14 protein-coding genes and 1 pseudogene are annotated in these 17,109 nt (G+C 70.3%); 9 read left to right on the top strand and 6 right to left on the bottom strand.

The features are described 5' to 3' along the window. Positions 1-67: 67 nt before the first annotated feature. The gene (locus tag ACIQ9G_RS18725) at positions 68-1,072 is read right to left on the bottom strand and encodes a Yip1 family protein (protein ID WP_403610500.1); all 1,005 of its coding nucleotides are present in this window, start codon (positions 1,070-1,072) and stop codon (positions 68-70) included. Positions 1,073-1,325: 253 nt separating this feature from the next. Then, a pseudogene (locus tag ACIQ9G_RS18720) lies at positions 1,326-1,526 on the bottom strand (hypothetical protein); the annotation flags it as partial. A 244-nt stretch (positions 1,527-1,770) separates the two neighbouring features. Between ACIQ9G_RS18720 and ACIQ9G_RS18715 the strand changes: the two are divergent. Continuing rightward, positions 1,771-2,136 (top strand): antibiotic biosynthesis monooxygenase family protein, encoded by a 366-nt coding sequence (locus ACIQ9G_RS18715; RefSeq protein ID WP_403610498.1) that lies wholly within the window; start codon positions 1,771-1,773, stop codon positions 2,134-2,136. A gap of 81 nt (positions 2,137-2,217) precedes the next feature. Here ACIQ9G_RS18715 and ACIQ9G_RS18710 read toward each other — a convergent pair whose 3' ends face one another. Continuing rightward, on the bottom strand, positions 2,218-4,500 hold the full coding sequence (locus ACIQ9G_RS18710) for a (Fe-S)-binding protein (RefSeq protein ID WP_403610496.1): 2,283 nt from the start codon (positions 4,498-4,500) through the stop codon (positions 2,218-2,220). A 227-nt stretch (positions 4,501-4,727) separates the two neighbouring features. On the opposite strand from ACIQ9G_RS18710, the gene ACIQ9G_RS18705 reads away from it, so the two are divergent. The 5 genes from ACIQ9G_RS18705 to ACIQ9G_RS18685 all read left to right on the top strand — a co-directional run bounded on the left by ACIQ9G_RS18705 (position 4,728) and on the right by ACIQ9G_RS18685 (position 10,279). Continuing rightward, positions 4,728-5,993 carry an MraY family glycosyltransferase gene (locus ACIQ9G_RS18705; RefSeq protein ID WP_403610494.1) on the top strand — a complete coding sequence of 422 codons (1,266 nt, stop codon included), beginning with the start codon at positions 4,728-4,730 and terminating at the stop codon, positions 5,991-5,993. 94 nt (positions 5,994-6,087) lie between these two features. Beyond that, on the top strand, positions 6,088-7,932 hold the full coding sequence (dnaK, locus tag ACIQ9G_RS18700) for a molecular chaperone DnaK (RefSeq protein ID WP_356184786.1): 1,845 nt from the start codon (positions 6,088-6,090) through the stop codon (positions 7,930-7,932). Continuing rightward, on the top strand, positions 7,929-8,615 hold the full coding sequence (gene grpE, locus ACIQ9G_RS18695; protein WP_403610491.1) for a nucleotide exchange factor GrpE: 687 nt from the start codon (positions 7,929-7,931) through the stop codon (positions 8,613-8,615). The genes dnaK and grpE overlap by 4 nt, the downstream gene beginning before the upstream one ends. Before the next feature lie 36 nt (positions 8,616-8,651). After that, the gene (gene dnaJ, locus ACIQ9G_RS18690) at positions 8,652-9,827 is read left to right on the top strand and encodes a molecular chaperone DnaJ (RefSeq protein ID WP_403610488.1); all 1,176 of its coding nucleotides are present in this window, start codon (positions 8,652-8,654) and stop codon (positions 9,825-9,827) included. Between the two features lie 5 nt (positions 9,828-9,832). After that, a complete protein-coding gene (locus ACIQ9G_RS18685) occupies positions 9,833-10,279 on the top strand; it encodes a heat shock protein transcriptional repressor HspR (protein ID WP_356184975.1) in 447 nt (148 codons plus the stop codon). Positions 10,280-10,342: 63 nt separating this feature from the next. On the opposite strand, the gene ACIQ9G_RS18680 is transcribed toward ACIQ9G_RS18685, so the two are convergent. Beyond that, the gene (locus ACIQ9G_RS18680; protein ID WP_403610486.1) at positions 10,343-12,028 is read right to left on the bottom strand and encodes a PA14 domain-containing protein; all 1,686 of its coding nucleotides are present in this window, start codon (positions 12,026-12,028) and stop codon (positions 10,343-10,345) included. A 296-nt stretch (positions 12,029-12,324) separates the two neighbouring features. On the opposite strand from ACIQ9G_RS18680, the gene ACIQ9G_RS18675 reads away from it, so the two are divergent. Continuing rightward, the gene (locus ACIQ9G_RS18675) at positions 12,325-13,431 is read left to right on the top strand and encodes a sugar ABC transporter substrate-binding protein (protein ID WP_403611280.1); all 1,107 of its coding nucleotides are present in this window, start codon (positions 12,325-12,327) and stop codon (positions 13,429-13,431) included. 340 nt (positions 13,432-13,771) lie between these two features. Further along, entirely contained in the window at positions 13,772-14,815 is a 1,044-nt protein-coding gene (locus tag ACIQ9G_RS18670; protein ID WP_403610484.1) for a LuxR C-terminal-related transcriptional regulator, read from the top strand. On the opposite strand, the gene ACIQ9G_RS18665 is transcribed toward ACIQ9G_RS18670, so the two are convergent. Next, on the bottom strand, positions 14,778-15,788 hold the full coding sequence (locus ACIQ9G_RS18665; protein WP_403610481.1) for a helix-turn-helix transcriptional regulator: 1,011 nt from the start codon (positions 15,786-15,788) through the stop codon (positions 14,778-14,780). The genes ACIQ9G_RS18670 and ACIQ9G_RS18665 overlap by 38 nt on opposite strands. A 292-nt stretch (positions 15,789-16,080) precedes the next feature. On the opposite strand from ACIQ9G_RS18665, the gene ACIQ9G_RS18660 reads away from it, so the two are divergent. Then, positions 16,081-16,416, top strand: a complete 336-nt coding sequence (locus ACIQ9G_RS18660) for a hypothetical protein (RefSeq protein ID WP_392192264.1) — start codon at positions 16,081-16,083, stop codon at positions 16,414-16,416. 148 nt (positions 16,417-16,564) lie between these two features. On the opposite strand, the gene ACIQ9G_RS18655 is transcribed toward ACIQ9G_RS18660, so the two are convergent. Continuing rightward, on the bottom strand, positions 16,565-16,981 hold the full coding sequence (locus ACIQ9G_RS18655; protein ID WP_403610479.1) for a pyridoxamine 5'-phosphate oxidase family protein: 417 nt from the start codon (positions 16,979-16,981) through the stop codon (positions 16,565-16,567). Positions 16,982-17,109: the final 128 nt, after the last annotated feature.

Here is a 17,109-nt window from a genome sequence, read left to right as displayed (position 1 = left end):
GACCGCGTGAGAAGGGCCCCCGGCACGCAGCCGGGGGCCCTTTCGTGTGCGGTCGTGCGTCAATGCGTCAGAAGGTGCCGAGCTTCACGATCGACAGCAGGGCGATCAGCTGGATCGCGCTCGCGCCCAGCGCCTTGGGCCAGGGCAGGTCGTGGGAGCGGCTGACCATGAGCGTCAGCAGGGCGCCGGCCCCGACCCAGGTGGCCCAGCCCAGCAGCTGCACGAAGCCCGCGTTGCCGCCGAGGAACATGGCGACGAGCAGGCGCGGCGCGTCCGTGAGGGACATGATCAGCATGGACAGGCCGACCGTGGGCTGCCAGGCGCCGTCGCCGCCGAGCTGGCGGGCCACGGTGTGGGTGACCACGCCGAGGACGAAGGAGCTGATCACCATCGCCACGGCGGTGACCAGGACGATCGGGACCGCGTTCGAGAGCGTGGCGTTGATGGCGTCCTCGCGGGCGCCGTCGAAGCCGAAGACGGCCAGCAGGCCGTAGAGGAACGTCACGGTGAGGGCGGGGCCCCACATCGTGTAGTCCCGCATCTGGAGGAACGTCTGGTTGGGGGCCAGCACGATCCCGCGCAGCAGTTCCTTCCAGTGCAGCCGGGGGCCGATCGGGCCGGCCGGGGCCGAACCGGCCCGGTAGGTCCCGCTCTGCTGGTACGGGTCCTCGCCGACCGAGAAGGCCTGGGTGTGCCCCGGGTTGTTGGCCGCGTACGGGTCGGGGCCGCCCTGCGCGTAGGACCCGTCGCCGAAGTACTCCGGCTCGCCCTGGCCGCCGTAGCCGCCGCCGTTCGACTGCGGCCACTGGCCGCCCCGGGCACCGCCGCCGCCGTTGCCGTACGGCGGTTGCTGCTGCGGGTGCGGCTGCGGCGCCGACGGGTAGCCGTACGACTGCGCCTGGGGCGCCTGCTGTCCGTACGGGGGTTGTTGGGGGCGCGCTTGCGGGGCCCGGTTGTCCCGGCCGCCGCGTCCGTTCCTGAATCCAGCCACGTCTTCGAACGTACCTGGTCCCGGAGAGTGACGTGCGAGGCCCAGGGATTCGGGACCGCCTTTGCTGCCGAGCTGTGACATCCCCTAGGGGGATCGCGGGAGGGCTGTCCTACCTGAGCGGGTCCCTGCTCCATCCGGAGTAGGGGGTTGCTCCATCCGTGGACGGGCGGCCCCGGTGGGGCGGTGCCGCCGAAGGACTCGGCGTCGGCCACCGGTTACGCGCGGCGGTCGCCGTCGGCGTCGGTGAGGAGGATCACGTCGCAGGAGTCCTGCGAGCGGTCACGCGCCCCGCCCCGCGAGTCGTTCCGCGGAGCGGGGGGCGGCGGGTGTGGGGTCAGTCGGCGAAGACCGAGCCGAGCTGCGGTGTGCCCACCGTCGAGACGCCCAGGTCGCCGGCGGAGACGGAGCGCGAGCCGGTGGTGGTGATCTTCGTTCCGTTGGACGGCAGGTAGGTGATCGCGCCGTCGGAGCCGTGCTCGTCACTGCCGACGACCAGGTCGGCCCTGCCGTCGCCGGTGACGTCGTCGAGCTTGACGCGCTTGGTCCCCCGGCGTTCGCCGGCGAGGCGCGGGTCACGGAGGATGCGGACTACGTCGGCCAAGTGGCCCGCGTTGTCCCAGCCTTTGGCCGTGATCAGCGCCTCGCGCTTGGTCCGATGTGCTTCGGGGGACGACGCGGAGTCGTCCTCACGCTTCCTTGACTGTCGGATGTAGGACACTGCGCGCACATGGTCCGGATTCAGGGGTCCAGTCGGGGCCCCGTTTGACGAGAGGTGTGATGTGCCTAGCGTAGTAAAAATCAACGTGCTGACCGTTCCCGCCGAGCAGCGGGAGACGCTGGAGAAGCGGTTCGCCTCGCGCGCGCACGCCGTGGAGAACTCCGACGGGTTCGAGTGGTTCGAGCTGCTCCGTCCGGTCGAGGGCACCGACACCTACCTCGTCTACACCCGCTGGCGGGACGAGGAGGCGTTCCAGGCCTGGATGGAGGGGCCGATGAAGGCGGCGCACCAGGGCGCCGGGCAGGGCGCGCAGGGCGCGGAGGGCGGAAGGGGCGGTGAGGGCGGGGAGCGGCCGCGGCCCGCGGCCTCCGGCGCCACGCTGTGGTCCTTCGAGGTGGTGCAGCAGGCGGGGCCGAAGGGCGAGTAGTCCGCCCGCGCCGCCCGGTACGACACGACGCCCCCATGTCCGTACGGGACATGGGGGCGTCGGTCGTGGTGACGCGGCCGGTTACTTCACCGGCTCCGGCTCCGGCTCGCTCTCGGTCTCCGCCTCGCCCGCCGGGTCGACCGGCGTCCTGACGGAGTCCAGGAGCAGCTGGGCGACGTCGACGACCTGGATCGACTCCTTGGCCTTGCCGTCGTTCTTCTTGCCGTTCACGGAGTCCGTGAGCATGACGAGGCAGAACGGGCAGGCCGTGGACACGATGTCGGGGTTGAGCGACAGAGCCTCGTCGACGCGCTCGTTGTTGATGCGCTTGCCGATGCGCTCCTCCATCCACATCCGCGCGCCGCCGGCGCCGCAGCAGAAGCCCCGCTCCTTGTGGCGGTGCATCTCCTCGTTGCGCAGGCCCGGGACCTTGCCGATGATCTCGCGCGGGGGCGTGTAGATCTTGTTGTGGCGGCCCAGGTAGCACGGGTCGTGGTAGGTGATGATGCCCTCGACCGGGGTCACCGGGACCAGCTTGCCCTCGTCGACGAGGTGCTGGAGCAGCTGGGTGTGGTGGATGACCTCGTAGTCGCCGCCGAGCTGCGGGTACTCGTTGCCGAGGGTGTTGAGGCAGTGCGGGCAGGTGGCGACGATCTTCTTCGCCGACTTCGGCTTGCGGGACTCCTCGGTGACCTTGCCCTCGTCGTCCGTCTCCTCGCCGAACGCCATGTTCAGCGCCATGACGTTCTCCATGCCGAGCTCCTGGAACAGGGGCTCGTTGCCCAGGCGGCGGGCGGAGTCACCGGTGCACTTCTCGTCGCCGCCCATGATCGCGAACTTGACGCCCGCGATGTGCAGCAGCTCCGCGAAGGCCTTGGTGGTCTTCTTGGCGCGGTCCTCCAGGGCGCCGGCGCAGCCGACCCAGTAGAGGTACTCGACCTCGGTGAGGTCCTCGATGTCCCGGCCGACGACCGGGATCTCGAAGTCGACCTCCTTGGTCCACTCCAGGCGCTGCTTCTTGGCCAGGCCCCAGGGGTTGCCCTTCTTCTCCAGGTTCTTGAGCATCGTGCCCGCCTCGGACGGGAACGCCGACTCGATCATCACCTGGTAGCGGCGCATGTCGACGATGTGGTCGACGTGCTCGATGTCCACCGGGCACTGCTCGACGCAGGCGCCGCAGGTGGTGCAGGACCACAGGACGTCCGGGTCGATGACGCCGTTCTCCTCGGCGGTGCCGATCAGCGGGCGCTCGGCCTCGGCGAGGGCCGCGGCGGGCACACCGGCGAGCTGCTCCGTGGAGGCCCTCTCCTCGCCCTCCATCGTCTTGCCGCCGCCGGCCAGCAGGTAGGGGGCCTTGGCGTGCGCGTGGTCGCGCAGCGACATGATCAGCAGCTTCGGGGAGAGCGGCTTGCCGGTGTTCCAGGCGGGGCACTGCGACTGGCAGCGGCCGCACTCGGTGCAGGTGGAGAAGTCGAGGAGGCCCTTCCAGGAGAACTGCTCGACCTGGGAGACGCCGAAGACGTCGTCCTCGCCCGGGTCCGCGAAGTCGATCGGCTTGCCGCCGCTCGTCATCGGCTGGAGGCCGCCGAGGGCCGTCCCACCGGCCGCCTCGCGCTTGAACCAGATGTTCGGGAACGCGAGGAAGCGGTGCCAGGCCACACCCATGTTGGTGTTCAGCGAGACCACGATCATCCAGATGAACGAGGTGCCGATCTTGATCGTCGCGACCAGGTAGACCAGGTTCTGCAGCGTGGGGACGCTCAGCCCCTTGAAGGCCAGGACCAGCGGGTACGAGGCGAAGTACCCGGCCTCGTAGCCCTCGACGTGGTGGAGGGCGCCCTCCAGGCCGCGCAGCACGTAGATCGCCAGGCCGATGGTGAGGATGACGTACTCGACGAAGTACGCCTGGCCGGCCTTGGAGCCCGCGAACCGCGACTTGCGGCCGGGCCGCGAGGGCAGGCTCAGCAGGCGGATCGTGATGAGCACGACGATGCCCAGGACGGTCATCACACCGATGAACTCGGTGTACATCTCGAACGGCAGGAAGTCGCCGATGACCGGCAGCGTCCAGTCGGCCTGGAAGAGCTGGCCGAACGCCTGCGCGAGAGTCGGCGGCAGCGTCAGGAAGCCGACGGCGACGAACCAGTGGGCGAAGCCCACGATCCCCCACCGGTTCATGCGCGTGTGGCCGAGGAACTCCCGCACCAGGGTCACGCTGCGCTGGTAGGGGTTGTCGGTCCGGCTGCCGGCGGGCACGGGCTGGCCCAGCTTGAAGTACCGGACGAACTGGCCGATGGCGCGGGCGAGCAGCGCGACGCCGACCACGGTCAGTACCAGCGACACGATGATCGCGGCGAGTTGCATGGGGGCTCCTCGGGCCTGCGAGGTTCTCTTCGAGCGGCTCCCACGACGGGGATCGCGGGAGAGGACGGAGATTACTAAGCGGTAACTTATGCAGTCCGACTGAGACTACCCCCATCCTGCGACGCAATGTAGCCGAGCGCGGGGTGATCTCGGTCGCTGAGGGTTGCCTGACGATCCATTCGTGTTATTCACACCCAATCGGTACATTCACCCCTAATTTAAGAACCGTGCTCTACGGGATCGTCACCGCCATCACCGCTCTGCTCCTCGCCGCCCTGCTCTCGGCGCTGCTCCGGACGCCCGCGCTGCGGCTGGGGCTCGTCGACCGGCGGCGGGTGCGGCCGGTACCGCTGCTCGGGGGCGTGGCCGTGGTGGCCAGCACCTGTCTGGTCGCTGCGGCGGGGGGCTGGACGGGCGCCGCGCCGCTCAGCGACCCGGTCGGCGGGCTGCTGGTCGCGGGTGCCGGGGTCGCCCTCCTCGGTCTGGCCGCCGACCTGTGGCGGCTGAGGACACGGCTCCTGCTCGTGGGCGCGGCCGTCGCGGCCGCCTTCGTGGTGCCCTACGACGAGACCGGGCTGCCCGCCGGGATCTGCGCCGTGGTCTGGATCGCCTGTGTGGCGGCCGCTTTCCGGGGGCTCGACCACGCGGACGGCCTGGCGGGCACGGTGGGCGTGGTCACCGCCTTCGGGGTGGGCGCCTGCGCGGCGGCCGAGGTGATGGACGACCTGGCGGTGCTGCTGAGCGTGCTGGCGGCCGCCCTCACCGGCTTCCTGATGCACAACTGGCCGCCCGCGCGGATCGCGTTCGGCGCGTGTGGCTCCCTGTTCACCGGCTTCGTACTGGCTTCGGCGGCGGTGCTCACCCGCAGCGGGTACGACTCCCTCTCCAGCGCGGCGGTGCTGTTCGCGCTCACCGCCACGGCCGCCGCCGACGCCCTCCTCGTGCTGCTGTCCCGGGGGCCGGCGCTGTTCCGGCGGCCCGCGCCGCGCCGCGGGCCGGAGCATCTCGCGCACCGGCTGCGCCGGCTCGGGCTCACCCCGCCGGGTGCGACCGTTCTGCTGGGTGCGGGCACCTTCTCCGCGGTACTCGTGGGGGTGCTGGTGCACACCGGCTGGCTGCCGTGGACCGGCGGCCTGTGGGTGGCCGGCGTGGCCCTGGTGGCCGTGCTCGCACTGCTGCGGGTCCGGGGGGCCCGGCGCCCGGGCGAGACCCATCACACCCGGATTCGGACGGGCGTCCACGGGGCACCGGTGACGGGGAGCCGGACGGGCGTCCACCGGACGGGCCTCCGTGAGACCCCGCCCGTCCGAGGGCGGACGGGGGTCCGCGAGGTCCCGCCCACCCGAGGGGAGACGGCCGTCCGAGCGCCCCGGTCCACCCGCGGTCAGTCAACCGCCCAGGCGACCGGTCGTCACCCTCAGGTCGCCCCGCGCCCGCCCCGGCAGTCCACATCGGCGCAGGTCAGCGAGTCCTTGCGTGTAAGGGATGGATAAGACTTGAGTCGGAGCGACTCAGGTCTGTTGACCGCATGGCGAGCCTCATGCACACTTGAGTCCGTTCCACTCAAGTCAGCTGGAGGAATTCACCATGGCACGTGCGGTCGGCATCGACCTGGGCACGACTAACTCCGTCGTCAGCGTTCTGGAGGGCGGCGAGCCCACCGTCATCACCAACGCCGAGGGCGCCAGGACCACGCCGTCCGTCGTCGCCTTCGCCAAGAACGGCGAGGTGCTGGTCGGCGAGGTGGCCAAGCGTCAGGCAGTGACGAACGTCGACAGGACCATCCGGTCGGTCAAGCGCCACATGGGCACCGACTGGAAGATCAACCTCGACGGCAAGGACTTCAACCCTCAGCAGATCAGCGCGTTCGTGCTGCAGAAGCTGAAGCGGGACGCCGAGTCCTACCTGGGCGAGAAGGTGACCGACGCGGTCATCACCGTTCCGGCGTACTTCAACGACGCCGAGCGCCAGGCCACCAAGGAGGCCGGCGAGATCGCGGGCCTGAACGTGCTGCGCATCGTCAACGAGCCGACGGCCGCCGCTCTCGCGTACGGCCTCGACAAGGACGACCAGACCATCCTGGTCTTCGACCTCGGTGGCGGCACCTTCGACGTCTCGCTGCTGGAGATCGGCGACGGCGTCGTCGAGGTGAAGGCCACCAACGGTGACAACCACCTCGGTGGTGACGACTGGGACCAGCGTGTCGTCGACTACCTGGTCAAGCAGTTCCAGTCCGGTCACGGCGTGGACCTGAGCAAGGACAAGATGGCCCTCCAGCGCCTGCGTGAGGCGGCGGAGAAGGCCAAGATCGAGCTGTCCTCGTCCACCGAGACCACGATCAACCTGCCCTACATCACCGCGTCCGCCGAGGGCCCGCTGCACCTGGACGAGAAGCTCAGCCGGGCTCAGTTCCAGCAGCTGACGGCCGACCTGCTGGAGCGCTGCAAGACGCCGTTCCACAACGTCATCAAGGACGCCGGCATCCAGCTCGGCGAGATCGACCACGTCGTCCTCGTCGGTGGCTCCACCCGTATGCCCGCGGTCGCCGAGCTCGTCAAGGAGCTGACCGGCGGCAAGGAGGCCAACAAGGGCGTGAACCCGGACGAGGTCGTCGCCATCGGCGCCTCGCTCCAGGCCGGTGTCCTCAAGGGTGAGGTCAAGGACGTCCTGCTCCTCGACGTGACCCCGCTGTCCCTCGGCATCGAGACCAAGGGCGGCATCATGACCAAGCTCATCGAGCGCAACACGACCATCCCGACCAAGCGGTCGGAGATCTTCACCACGGCCGAGGACAACCAGCCGTCGGTGCAGATCCAGGTCTACCAGGGCGAGCGCGAGATCGCGGCCTACAACAAGAAGCTCGGCATGTTCGAGCTGACCGGTCTGCCGCCGGCGCCGCGCGGCGTCCCGCAGATCGAGGTCTCCTTCGACATCGACGCCAACGGCATCATGCACGTCACGGCGAAGGACCTCGGCACCGGCAAGGAGCAGAAGATGACCGTCACCGGCGGCTCCTCGCTCCCGAAGGACGAGGTCGACCGGATGCGCGAGGAGGCCGAGCGCTACGCGGAGGAGGACCACAAGCGCCGCGAGGCCGCCGAGACCCGCAACCAGGGCGAGCAGCTCGTCTACCAGACCGAGAAGTTCCTCAAGGACAACGAGGACAAGGTCCCGGGCGAGATCAAGACCGAGGTCGAGGAGGCCGTCGCCGAGCTGAAGGAGAAGCTCAAGGGCGAGGACACCACCGAGATCCGCACCGCCACGGAGAAGGTCGCCGCCGTCTCCCAGAAGCTCGGCCAGGCGATGTACGCCGACGCCCAGGCCGCGCAGGCCGCGGGCGGCGAGTCCGCCGGCGCCGGTGAGGCCAGGGCCGACGACGACGTGGTGGACGCCGAGATCGTCGACGACGAGCGCAAGGACGGTGCCGCGTGACGGAGGAGACCCCGGGCTTCGACGAGCAGCAGTCTCAGCAGCCCGACGTCCCCTCCGGCGCCACCTCTGACGACGCCGAGCCGCAGGCCGCCGCCTCCTCCCAGGAGAAGGAGGCGGCCCCGGCCGGGGACGAGGCCCGCGTGGCGGGCCTGACGGCGCAGCTGGACCAGGCACGCACGGCGCTGGGTGAGCGGACGGCGGACCTGCAGCGGCTGCAGGCCGAGTTCCAGAACTACCGGCGCCGGGTCGAGCGCGACCGCGTCACGGTCAAGGAAATCGCCGTCGCGAATCTCCTGACCGAACTCCTGCCCGTGCTCGACGACATCGGGCGCGCACGGGAGCACGGCGAACTGGTGGGCGGTTTCAAGTCCGTCGCCGAGTCGACGGAGACCGTGGCGGCCAAGCTGGGCCTGCAGCAGTTCGGCAAGGAGGGCGAGCCCTTCGACCCGACGATCCACGAGGCCCTGATGCACTCCTACGCCCCGGACGTCACGGAGACGACGTGCGTGGCGATTCTGCAGCCCGGGTACCGGATCGGCGAGCGCACCATCCGCCCCGCGCGGGTGGCGGTGGCCGAGCCCCAGCCGGGCGCGCAGACGGTCAAGCCGGCCGAGGAGTCGGGCCAGGCCAAGGCCGAGGAGCCGGCCGAGGACAAGGAGAGCGGTGGCCCGGACGAGGGCTGACGTCGACACGAACGCAGGGAAGGAGGGACGTCGGGGATGAGCACCAAGGACTTCATCGAGAAGGACTACTACAAGGTCCTCGGCGTCCCCAAGGACGCCACCGACGCCGAGATCAAGAAGGCGTACCGGAAGCTCGCCCGCGAGTTCCACCCGGACGCCAACAAGGGCAACGCCAAGGCCGAGGAGCGCTTCAAGGAGATCTCCGAGGCGAACGACGTCCTCGGCGACCCCAAGAAGCGCAAGGAGTACGACGAGGCCCGCGCCCTCTTCGGCAGCGGCGGGTTCCGCCCCGGGCCGGGCGCGGGCGGCGGCTCGTTCAACTTCGACCTGGGCGACCTCTTCGGAGGCGGCGCCCAGGGCGGGGGCACCGGCGGCTTCGGCGGTGGCATAGGTGACGTCTTCGGGGGCCTGTTCAACCGCGGCGGCGCGGGCGCCCCGCGCACCCAGCCCCGGCGCGGCCAGGACATCGAGTCCGAGGTCACGCTGAGCTTCACGGAGGCCATCGAGGGCGCGACGGTTCCGCTGCGCATGTCCTCGCAGTCGCCGTGCAAGGCCTGTTCGGGCACCGGCGACAAGAACGGCACACCGCGCGTGTGCCCGACCTGCGTCGGCACCGGCCAGGTGGCGCGCGGCTCGGGCGGCGGATTCTCGCTCACCGACCCCTGCCCGGACTGCAAGGGCCGCGGCCTGATCGCCGAGCACCCCTGCGAGGTGTGCAAGGGCTCGGGCCGTGCCAAGTCGTCCCGGACGATGCAGGTGCGCATCCCCGCGGGCGTCTTCGACGGCCAGCGCATCCGGCTGCGCGGCAAGGGCGCGCCGGGCGAGCGGGGCGGCCCCGCGGGCGACCTGTACGTGGTCGTGCACGTGGGCGCCCACCCGGTCTTCGGCCGCAAGGACGACAACCTCACCGTCACGGTGCCCGTCACCTTCGCGGAGGCGGCGCTCGGCGGCGAGGTGCGGGTCCCGACGCTCGGCGGACCCCCGGTGACGCTGAAGCTGCCGCCGGGCACGCCGAACGGCCGGACGATGCGGGCCCGGGGCAAGGGCGCGGTCCGCAAGGACGGCACCCGCGGGGACCTGCTGGTCACCGTCGAGGTGAGTGTCCCGAAGGACTTGGCGGGGAAGGCTCGTGACGCACTGGAGGCGTATCGCGAGGCGACCGCGGGCGAGGACCCGCGGGCGGAGCTGTTCGAGGCCGCGAAGGGAGCATGAGTGAGATGGACGGCCGCCGCCGAAACCCGTACGAACTGACGGAAGAGACACCGGTGTACGTCATCTCGGTGGCCGCTCAGCTCTCCGGACTGCACCCTCAGACGCTCCGTCAGTACGACCGGCTGGGCCTGGTCTCGCCCGACCGCACCGCCGGGCGGGGCCGCCGCTATTCGGCCCGTGACATCGAACTGCTCCGTCAGGTGCAGCAGTTGTCGCAGGACGAGGGCATCAACCTGGCCGGCATCAAGCGGATCATCGAACTGGAGAACCAGGTCGTCGCGCTCCAGTCCCGGGTGGCGGAGCTGGAGGCGGCCCTGGACGGAGCCGCGGCCGCCATGCGTCAGCGCGAGGCCGCCGTGCACGCCTCCTACCGCCGGGACCTGGTCCCGTACCAGGAGGTCCAGCAGACCAGTGCGCTGGTGGTGTGGCGTCCCAAGAAGGCCAAGGACTGACCCGCCCGCGAGGGCCACGACGAAGGGGCCGGGAGGCAACAGCCTCCCGGCCCCTTCGCGTACTCACGGGAACAGGATCGCGTAGTCGGCGCCGGGTGCCGACTCGGTGCCGTCCGCGTACCGCGCGGTCACCCAGTAGTAGCGGGTGGTGTCCGCGCCGGCCGTGGTGTCCACGTAGGTCTGCTGCTCGGTGGCCGCCAGCTTCTCGTAGGCTCCCGTGGCCGGGTCCCAGCGGTAGACCTGGTAGCCGGTGGCGTCCGCCACCGTGTTCCAGGACAGCGTGACGGGCGCGGTGCGCTGCGCGGCGGTGGTCGCCGCCAGTTCGACGGGCGAGCCCTCGGGCGTGGCCACGCCGGGCGTGGTGTCGAGCTCGGTCGCGGTCACCACCTCGGGCGCGCGGGTCCACTGGTAGTGCGAGTTCCAGTCGTCGTCGACGGCGTCGACGAACATGCAGCGTTCCTCGCCGTCCGGCAGGGTGGCGTAGTCGTAGGAGGTGGTGTCGGTGAACAGCCACTCCACCTGGTGCGCGGAGCAGACCCGCTCCTCGTCGTCACCCACGATCTCGCCCGCGTAGACGACGTACCGCGCAAGGTCGGGGGTGGTGTTGGCGTCCCAGGCCAGGTGGAAGCCGTACCCGGTCGGGGTGAGGGTCAGCCCGGTCACGGCGGACGGCGGGGTGAGGTCGATGCGCCGGGCGCTGACGGCGGCCGGCGCGGACTCGTTGCCCGCCGCGTCGAGGGCGGTGACGCGGTAGTAGGAGGTGGCGCCCTCCACGGCCGAGGTGTCCAGGTAGGACGTCTGGCCGGTGCTGCCGGCCAGGGTGTACGCGCCGTCCGCGCTGGTTGCCCGGTAGACCCGGTAGGAGGCGGCGTCCGCGACCGGATTCCAGCCGATCCGCAGCCCGTCCGTCTCGGAGTCGGCGGTCGGCCCCGTGGGCGCGGCGGGCGGCGTGCGGTCGGCCGTGGTCACCGGCTGGTCCGCCGTGCCGGCCGAGGTGTTGCCCGCCTTGTCGTAGGCGCGGACCTCGTAGTAGTACGTCTGGCCGGTCACCGGCAGGGTCGCGTCGGTGTACGACGTCGAGGTGGTGGTGGCGAGCGGGGTGCCGCCGAACGACGTGCCCTTCAGGCGCCGGTAGACGCGGTAGCCCCCGAGGTCCATCTCCTTGTTCTTCGACCAGGTGAGCCGGGCCCTGCCGGTCGCCGGGTCATAGGCGGCCGAAGCCCCGGCCGGGGTGAGCGGCGCGACCTTGTCGACGTCCGCGGTGGTGCGCGGCTTGTAGGTGAAGGCGACGTTGGCCGTGCCCGTCCAGTTGACGAAGTCGACGCGGAGGGTGTGTTTGCCGGAGGGAACGGTGACGTTGACGGTCTTGTGCACCGTCGACGACACGTTCTTCCACAGATCGATCTTGCGGACGCCGTCCAGGTGGACGCGGATGCCGTCCTGCGCGGACGCGGCGAGGGCGAAGGGACCGCCGGAGCCGAAGTCGCGGGTGACGGTCCAGCGGACGGCGAAGTAGTTGGAGGGCAGGCCGGAGGCGGGCGCGCCGGTGCCCCAGTTCTGGTCGATCGCGCTGTCGCAGTCCGTCTTCTTCGGTGTACCGGAGAAAGTGGTGTTCGCGTAGAACTGCCGCTTGTAGACGGGGGAGGCGCAACTGACCGCGGCCGAGGCCGGGACGGCGGCCGCGCAGAGCGCGCCGGCCGCGGTGGTGAGCACGAGGGCGGTGGCCGTCGTGCGTCTGGCTGGGTTCATTCGGTCCTCTGGTCGACGCCTGGACGGGCGGGCGAAGCTTTCGTGATCACGACTCGCGCGGAATGGAATTGGTTGTACGGATCTTTGCCTCTCCGTGAACTGCCGTTGAGTGAAGGGTCCGTAACGCGCGTTTGGAGACGATTCCCCAGCCCCTTCACAAGAGAAGCGGAGGGTGATGTTGTCATCTCGTTAAGTGGCATGGGTTGACGCCGGTACCCGCCTCCGCGTTGGCTTTTCAGTCACCTGGGGCGCAAAGTTGCGCCCGCGTCCGGAAGGCACCAGAAGTGAGCACCTCGATGCGTCGTATCGCCATAGCCGTGGCTGCGCCCACGCTGACCCTCTCGCTGGCCGCCTGCGGCGCGCTCGGTGTATCGGGGAGCGGCAGTGACGCGAGCCCGACCAAGGGCAACGACCTCACGGTGGGCCTGCTGCTGCCGGAGACGGCGAACACGCGCTACGACAAGTTCGACTACCCCATCTTCAAGGCGAAGGTGGCCGAACTCACCCGTAACCAGGGCAAGGTGGACTACGCCAACGCCGGTGCGAGCGCGGACAAGCAGATCAGCCAGATGCAGCGGATGATCGACGACAAGGTCGACATCATCCTGATCGACGCCGTCGACTCGCACTCCATCGCGGGCGAGGTGAAGAAGGCCAAGGAGGCGGGCATCCCGGTACTCGCCTACGACCGGCTGGCCGAGGGCCCGATCGACGCGTACATCTCCTTCGACAACGAGCTGGTCGGCGAGGTGCAGGGCCGCACCCTGCTGGAGGCCCTGGGCCAGGAGGCCGACAGCTCCTCGAAGATCGTCATGATGAACGGCTCGCCCACCGACCCGAACGCCAAGCAGTTCAAGGCCGGCGCGCTGTCCGAGCTCAACGGCAAGGTGACGGTCGCCAAGTCCTACGACACCAAGGACTGGAAGCCGGAGAACGCCCAGGCCAACATGACCGAGGCGCTCAACGAGATCGGCAGGAGCAACCTCGTCGGCGTCTACGCCGCGAACGACGGCATGGCGGGCGGCGTGATCAAGGCGCTGAAGGCCGCGGGGGTCACCAAGATGCCCCCGATCACCGGCCAGGACGCCGAACTCGACGCGGTCCAGCGGATCCTCACCGGCGAGCAGTACATGAGCGTGTACAAGTCCTACCCGACCGAGGCGGAGGCCGCCGCCGAGATGGCCGTCGCCAAGGTCCAGGGCCGCGACATCCAGTTCGACTCCCTCACCCGGGACACGGTCAGCAGCCCGACCGACAAGAGCATCCCGGCCCAGCTCGTCTCGGTGACCGCGCTCACCAAGAGCAACATCAAGTCCACCGTCATCGCCGACGGCATCTACAAGGTCTCCGAGATCTGCACGAGCCGGTACCGGGCGGCCTGCGCGGCCGTCGGCCTCAAGTAGTCCGCGGCGCACGGCCGCACACGCGCACGGCCGCACACGCGCACCGCACGCAGCGCACGAAGGAGGCCCGGGACTCGGTCCCGGGCCTCCTTCGCGCGTACGGCCGCCGGGCGACCGCTTTCGCGGGTGCGAACCCTTTTCCGGTGCGGGTGAAGGGGTGCCTCCGGGCGGGTCGCGGCGGGCGCTTCCACCTTGCGGCAATGCGCCAGCCGAGGGCCGGTACACAGCGGGCGATACCGGTGGTTACCGGGGGGCATGACGCAGGGAGCCGTGTTGCGGAGCCGGTCCCGTCCGCGCATAGTTGCGCTGCGGAAGACGGAAACCGGGGGTGTGATGGGCCATGGCCGGGCACGGGGCGGAGGGGCATCCTCACGGTGCTGACCGACTGTGCGAGGCCGGGGATCGCGTGTATTCCCGGGCCGTACGGCGGGGCCGTGTGGCGCGCCGGGACGCCGAACCGGTGCCCTGCCTGCTGGAACTGGCGCTGCTGCACCCGGACCCCGACGACATGGACTTCCTGGTGCCGACCGCGCCGCAGGAGGTCATGACCCGGCTGCTGCGCGGGATGTACGACGAGGTCAGCGAGAGCCACCGGCGGGTGGGTTCGGTCGTCGCCGCCTTCGAGCGGTACGCCGGGCTGGGCCGTCCGGTCCCGTTTCCCTCCGCCGCCCTGGAGGGCACGGCGATCCGCGTCCTGGACGGACTGGCCCGCATCCAGGCGGCCATGGACGAGGCGACCGAGGCGTGCACCACGGAGGTGCTCACCGTCCAGCCCGGCGGCATCCGCCGCGAGCACGAGCTGTCGGAGGGCCTGCACCGCGCCCTGGCGCTGCGCGGCCGCGGGGTGCGGATGCGCGACCTGTACACGCACGTGGCCCGGCACGGCCAGGGCCTGCTCACCTACCTGGAGCTGATGGGCGACGCGGTCGAGGCGCGCACGCTCGACGAGGTGATCGACCGTCTGATCCTGTTCGACCGCACGGTCGCCTTCATCCCCGCCAACAGCGACCGCACGATGGCGCTGGAGCTGCGTCATCCCGCGCTGATCGAGTACCTGGTGACGGTCTTCGAGCGCCTGTGGCGGCTGGCGATCCCGCTGACCGCGCCGCTGCCGGACACTGGCATCGAGGGCATCTCACACCGCGAGCAGTCCATCGCCGCGCTGCTGGCGGAGGGGCACCAGGACGCGGTGATCGCCGAACGGCTGGGGATCAGCGTGCGCACCTGCCGCGCCCACATCGCGCGGCTGTCGGAGACGCTGGGCGCGGCGAGCCGGACGCAGCTCGGTGTGCGCATCGCGCAGGCCGGCCTGGACGGGCCGCCGCGCACCTCAGCGCCGGCCCCGCTCACGGTTCCCGGTCCAGGATCCCGGACTGGGCGATGAGGTAACCGAGTTGGGCGCGGCTGCCGCTGCCGAGGGCGGTGGCCAGCTTGGCTATGTGGGCCCGGCAGGTGCGGACGTTCATGCCCAGGCGGCGGGCGATGGCCTCGTCGACGTGGCCCTCCACGAGCAGTTTGGCGATGGAGTGCTGGATCTCCGTGATGCCGCCGGGTGCGGTCTCGTAGGGGGCGCCGGTGCTCAGCGGGACCGCCCGGTCCCACAGGAACTCGAAGAGCTTGATGAGGTAGCGGACGAGCCCCGGGTGCCGCAGCTCCAGGGCGACCTGCTGGTCGTCGCGGGCCGGGATGAAGGCGACGGTCTCGTCGCAGATGATCAGGCGCTCGACGAGTTCGTCGATGGTGCGGTACTCGGCCTTGCCGTCGGTCAGCTGCGTGCCGTAGGCGAGTTTCTCGGGGCTGAAGCGCGCGGTGTGCTGGTAGAGGGTGCGGATCCGGACGCCGCGTTCGGTCATCGGCCGGTCGCGCTCCAGGCCCTGCAGGATGCTGTCCTCGCTGCGGTTGCCGCTGGGCTGGATGGTGAGCATCTCCGAATGGCACTGGGCGGCGGCCAGGTTGAGGGCCGAGTTGATCCGCTCCCGGCCCTCCAGCACGGTGATGGCGTCCGTGCCGGCCGTCGCCTGCGCGCTGAGGGTCATGAATGGCTCGAATGCGTCCGACAGTTCGATCGACAACCGCCGCCGCTCGGTGATCTCCTGCTCGATGGGATTGAGCCGCTGGGCCAGCGCGGCCGCCGGAGGCACCGGGCGCAGCCACCGCGCGTCCTCCGGGTCGGGGTGCAGCAGGGCGAACTCGATCAGACAGGGGGCGGACTCGACGTCGGCGCGGGAGACACGTCCCAGGCGCAGGGCGTGCGCGTAGAGACGGCCGCCTTCCTCGCACATCTGGGTCATCGCATGGGGATGTGTCGCCTTAGTACGATTCGTTGCCAAATCTCCACCCCCCAGGGTCCTGAACATGCAGGAACATGATGCACCGATTGTGTGGCCATGACGTGCCCGAATGAGCCATCGTCGTAGTCGACGGGGGAAGAGGGGACCTTCAAGTGAGGACGAAGCCGACTATGCGTAAGAGAATGCTTCGCTCGGTGCTTGTAGCAGCCTTCACCACCGTTGTGGCCGTCGGTGCGCTGAGTGGCCTCGCGGGTGCGAAGGGTGATACGCGGGCGGACAGTGCCTGGCCGATAGCGCCTGTCAACAGCACATCCTTCGACAGTGGTGGCGCGCCGGCCGGCGCAGGTGGTGGCTCCAAGTGACCACGCCACCCGACGACCGCTCCTTCCGTCGCGAAATGGCCACGGCCTACCGCTCCGGCTGGCACTTCATCGACCTGGTCACCGCCATCCCCCACAGCGGTGACTCGTTGATGGTGACCGTGTTCGGCGAGCCGGTCGTGGTCACGCGGGACGAGGACGGAGACCTACGGGCGTACCGCTGTCTGCGACGGCCTCGGGGGGCGCCGCAGCCCGTGCGGTGCGCCATCCGGTACGGAATGATCTTCGTGAATCTCGACCAGCGGGACCACCGGCAGGTGGCGCCGGAACCGCAGGACATCAGGACCATCTCAGCCACCCCCCGCAGTGCCTGACGCGATTCCCCCGTCGTAACAGATCGCTCAGGTGCTTCCCCCCGCAGCGGCGTCACCGTGACCTGAACACGGTGACGCCGCTGCAGTTTTCCCTGGAATCTCCGGGAATCCCCCGGTTCACGCGCTGGCCGAAAACCGGCGCTCCGGCTCAGCCGCGCCCCAGCGCCCGTGTCACCTCGATCTCGATCACCACCCGGGACGGGTTCGGTCGCGGCGCCCGCTCGTAGCGCTCGGCGTACCGCCGCTCCGCCTCCGCGATCCGCTCCGGCTCCGTCCGGACGTGCGCGCGCCCCTCCAGCGTCGCCCAGCGCCGCCCGTCCACCTGGCACACCGCGACCGGCGCGCCCTCGGCGCCGGCCGCGCGCACGTGCCGCACCTTCGCGCTGGACTTGTTCGCGACCACCCGAGCCAGCCGCGCCGCCGGATCGTAGGTCACCGCGACGGGGACGACGTGCGGGGTGCCGTCCGGGCGCAGCGTGGTCAGCGTGCACAAATGCCGCTCCCGCCAGAAGTCGCGGTACGGCACGTCGGGATCGCCGGGGTTCTGGGCATATGTGGTGGCCATGGGACCGGAACTTAGCCCGCCAGGACTCCCGCGTGCCGCCTTGAGTGAAATAGACTCAACTTTGTGTACGCTGACTGAGTCAGCATTGGGAGACGTGGCAGAGCGCTGACGCCAAGGAGGAGAACGCG

Source organism: Streptomyces sp. NPDC096152, from assembly GCF_044763235.1.
In the GTDB taxonomy this organism is placed as follows: domain Bacteria; phylum Actinomycetota; class Actinomycetes; order Streptomycetales; family Streptomycetaceae; genus Streptomyces.
Note: the sequence above shows the minus strand (reverse complement) of the source record. Positions and strands in the feature narration are given on the sequence as shown.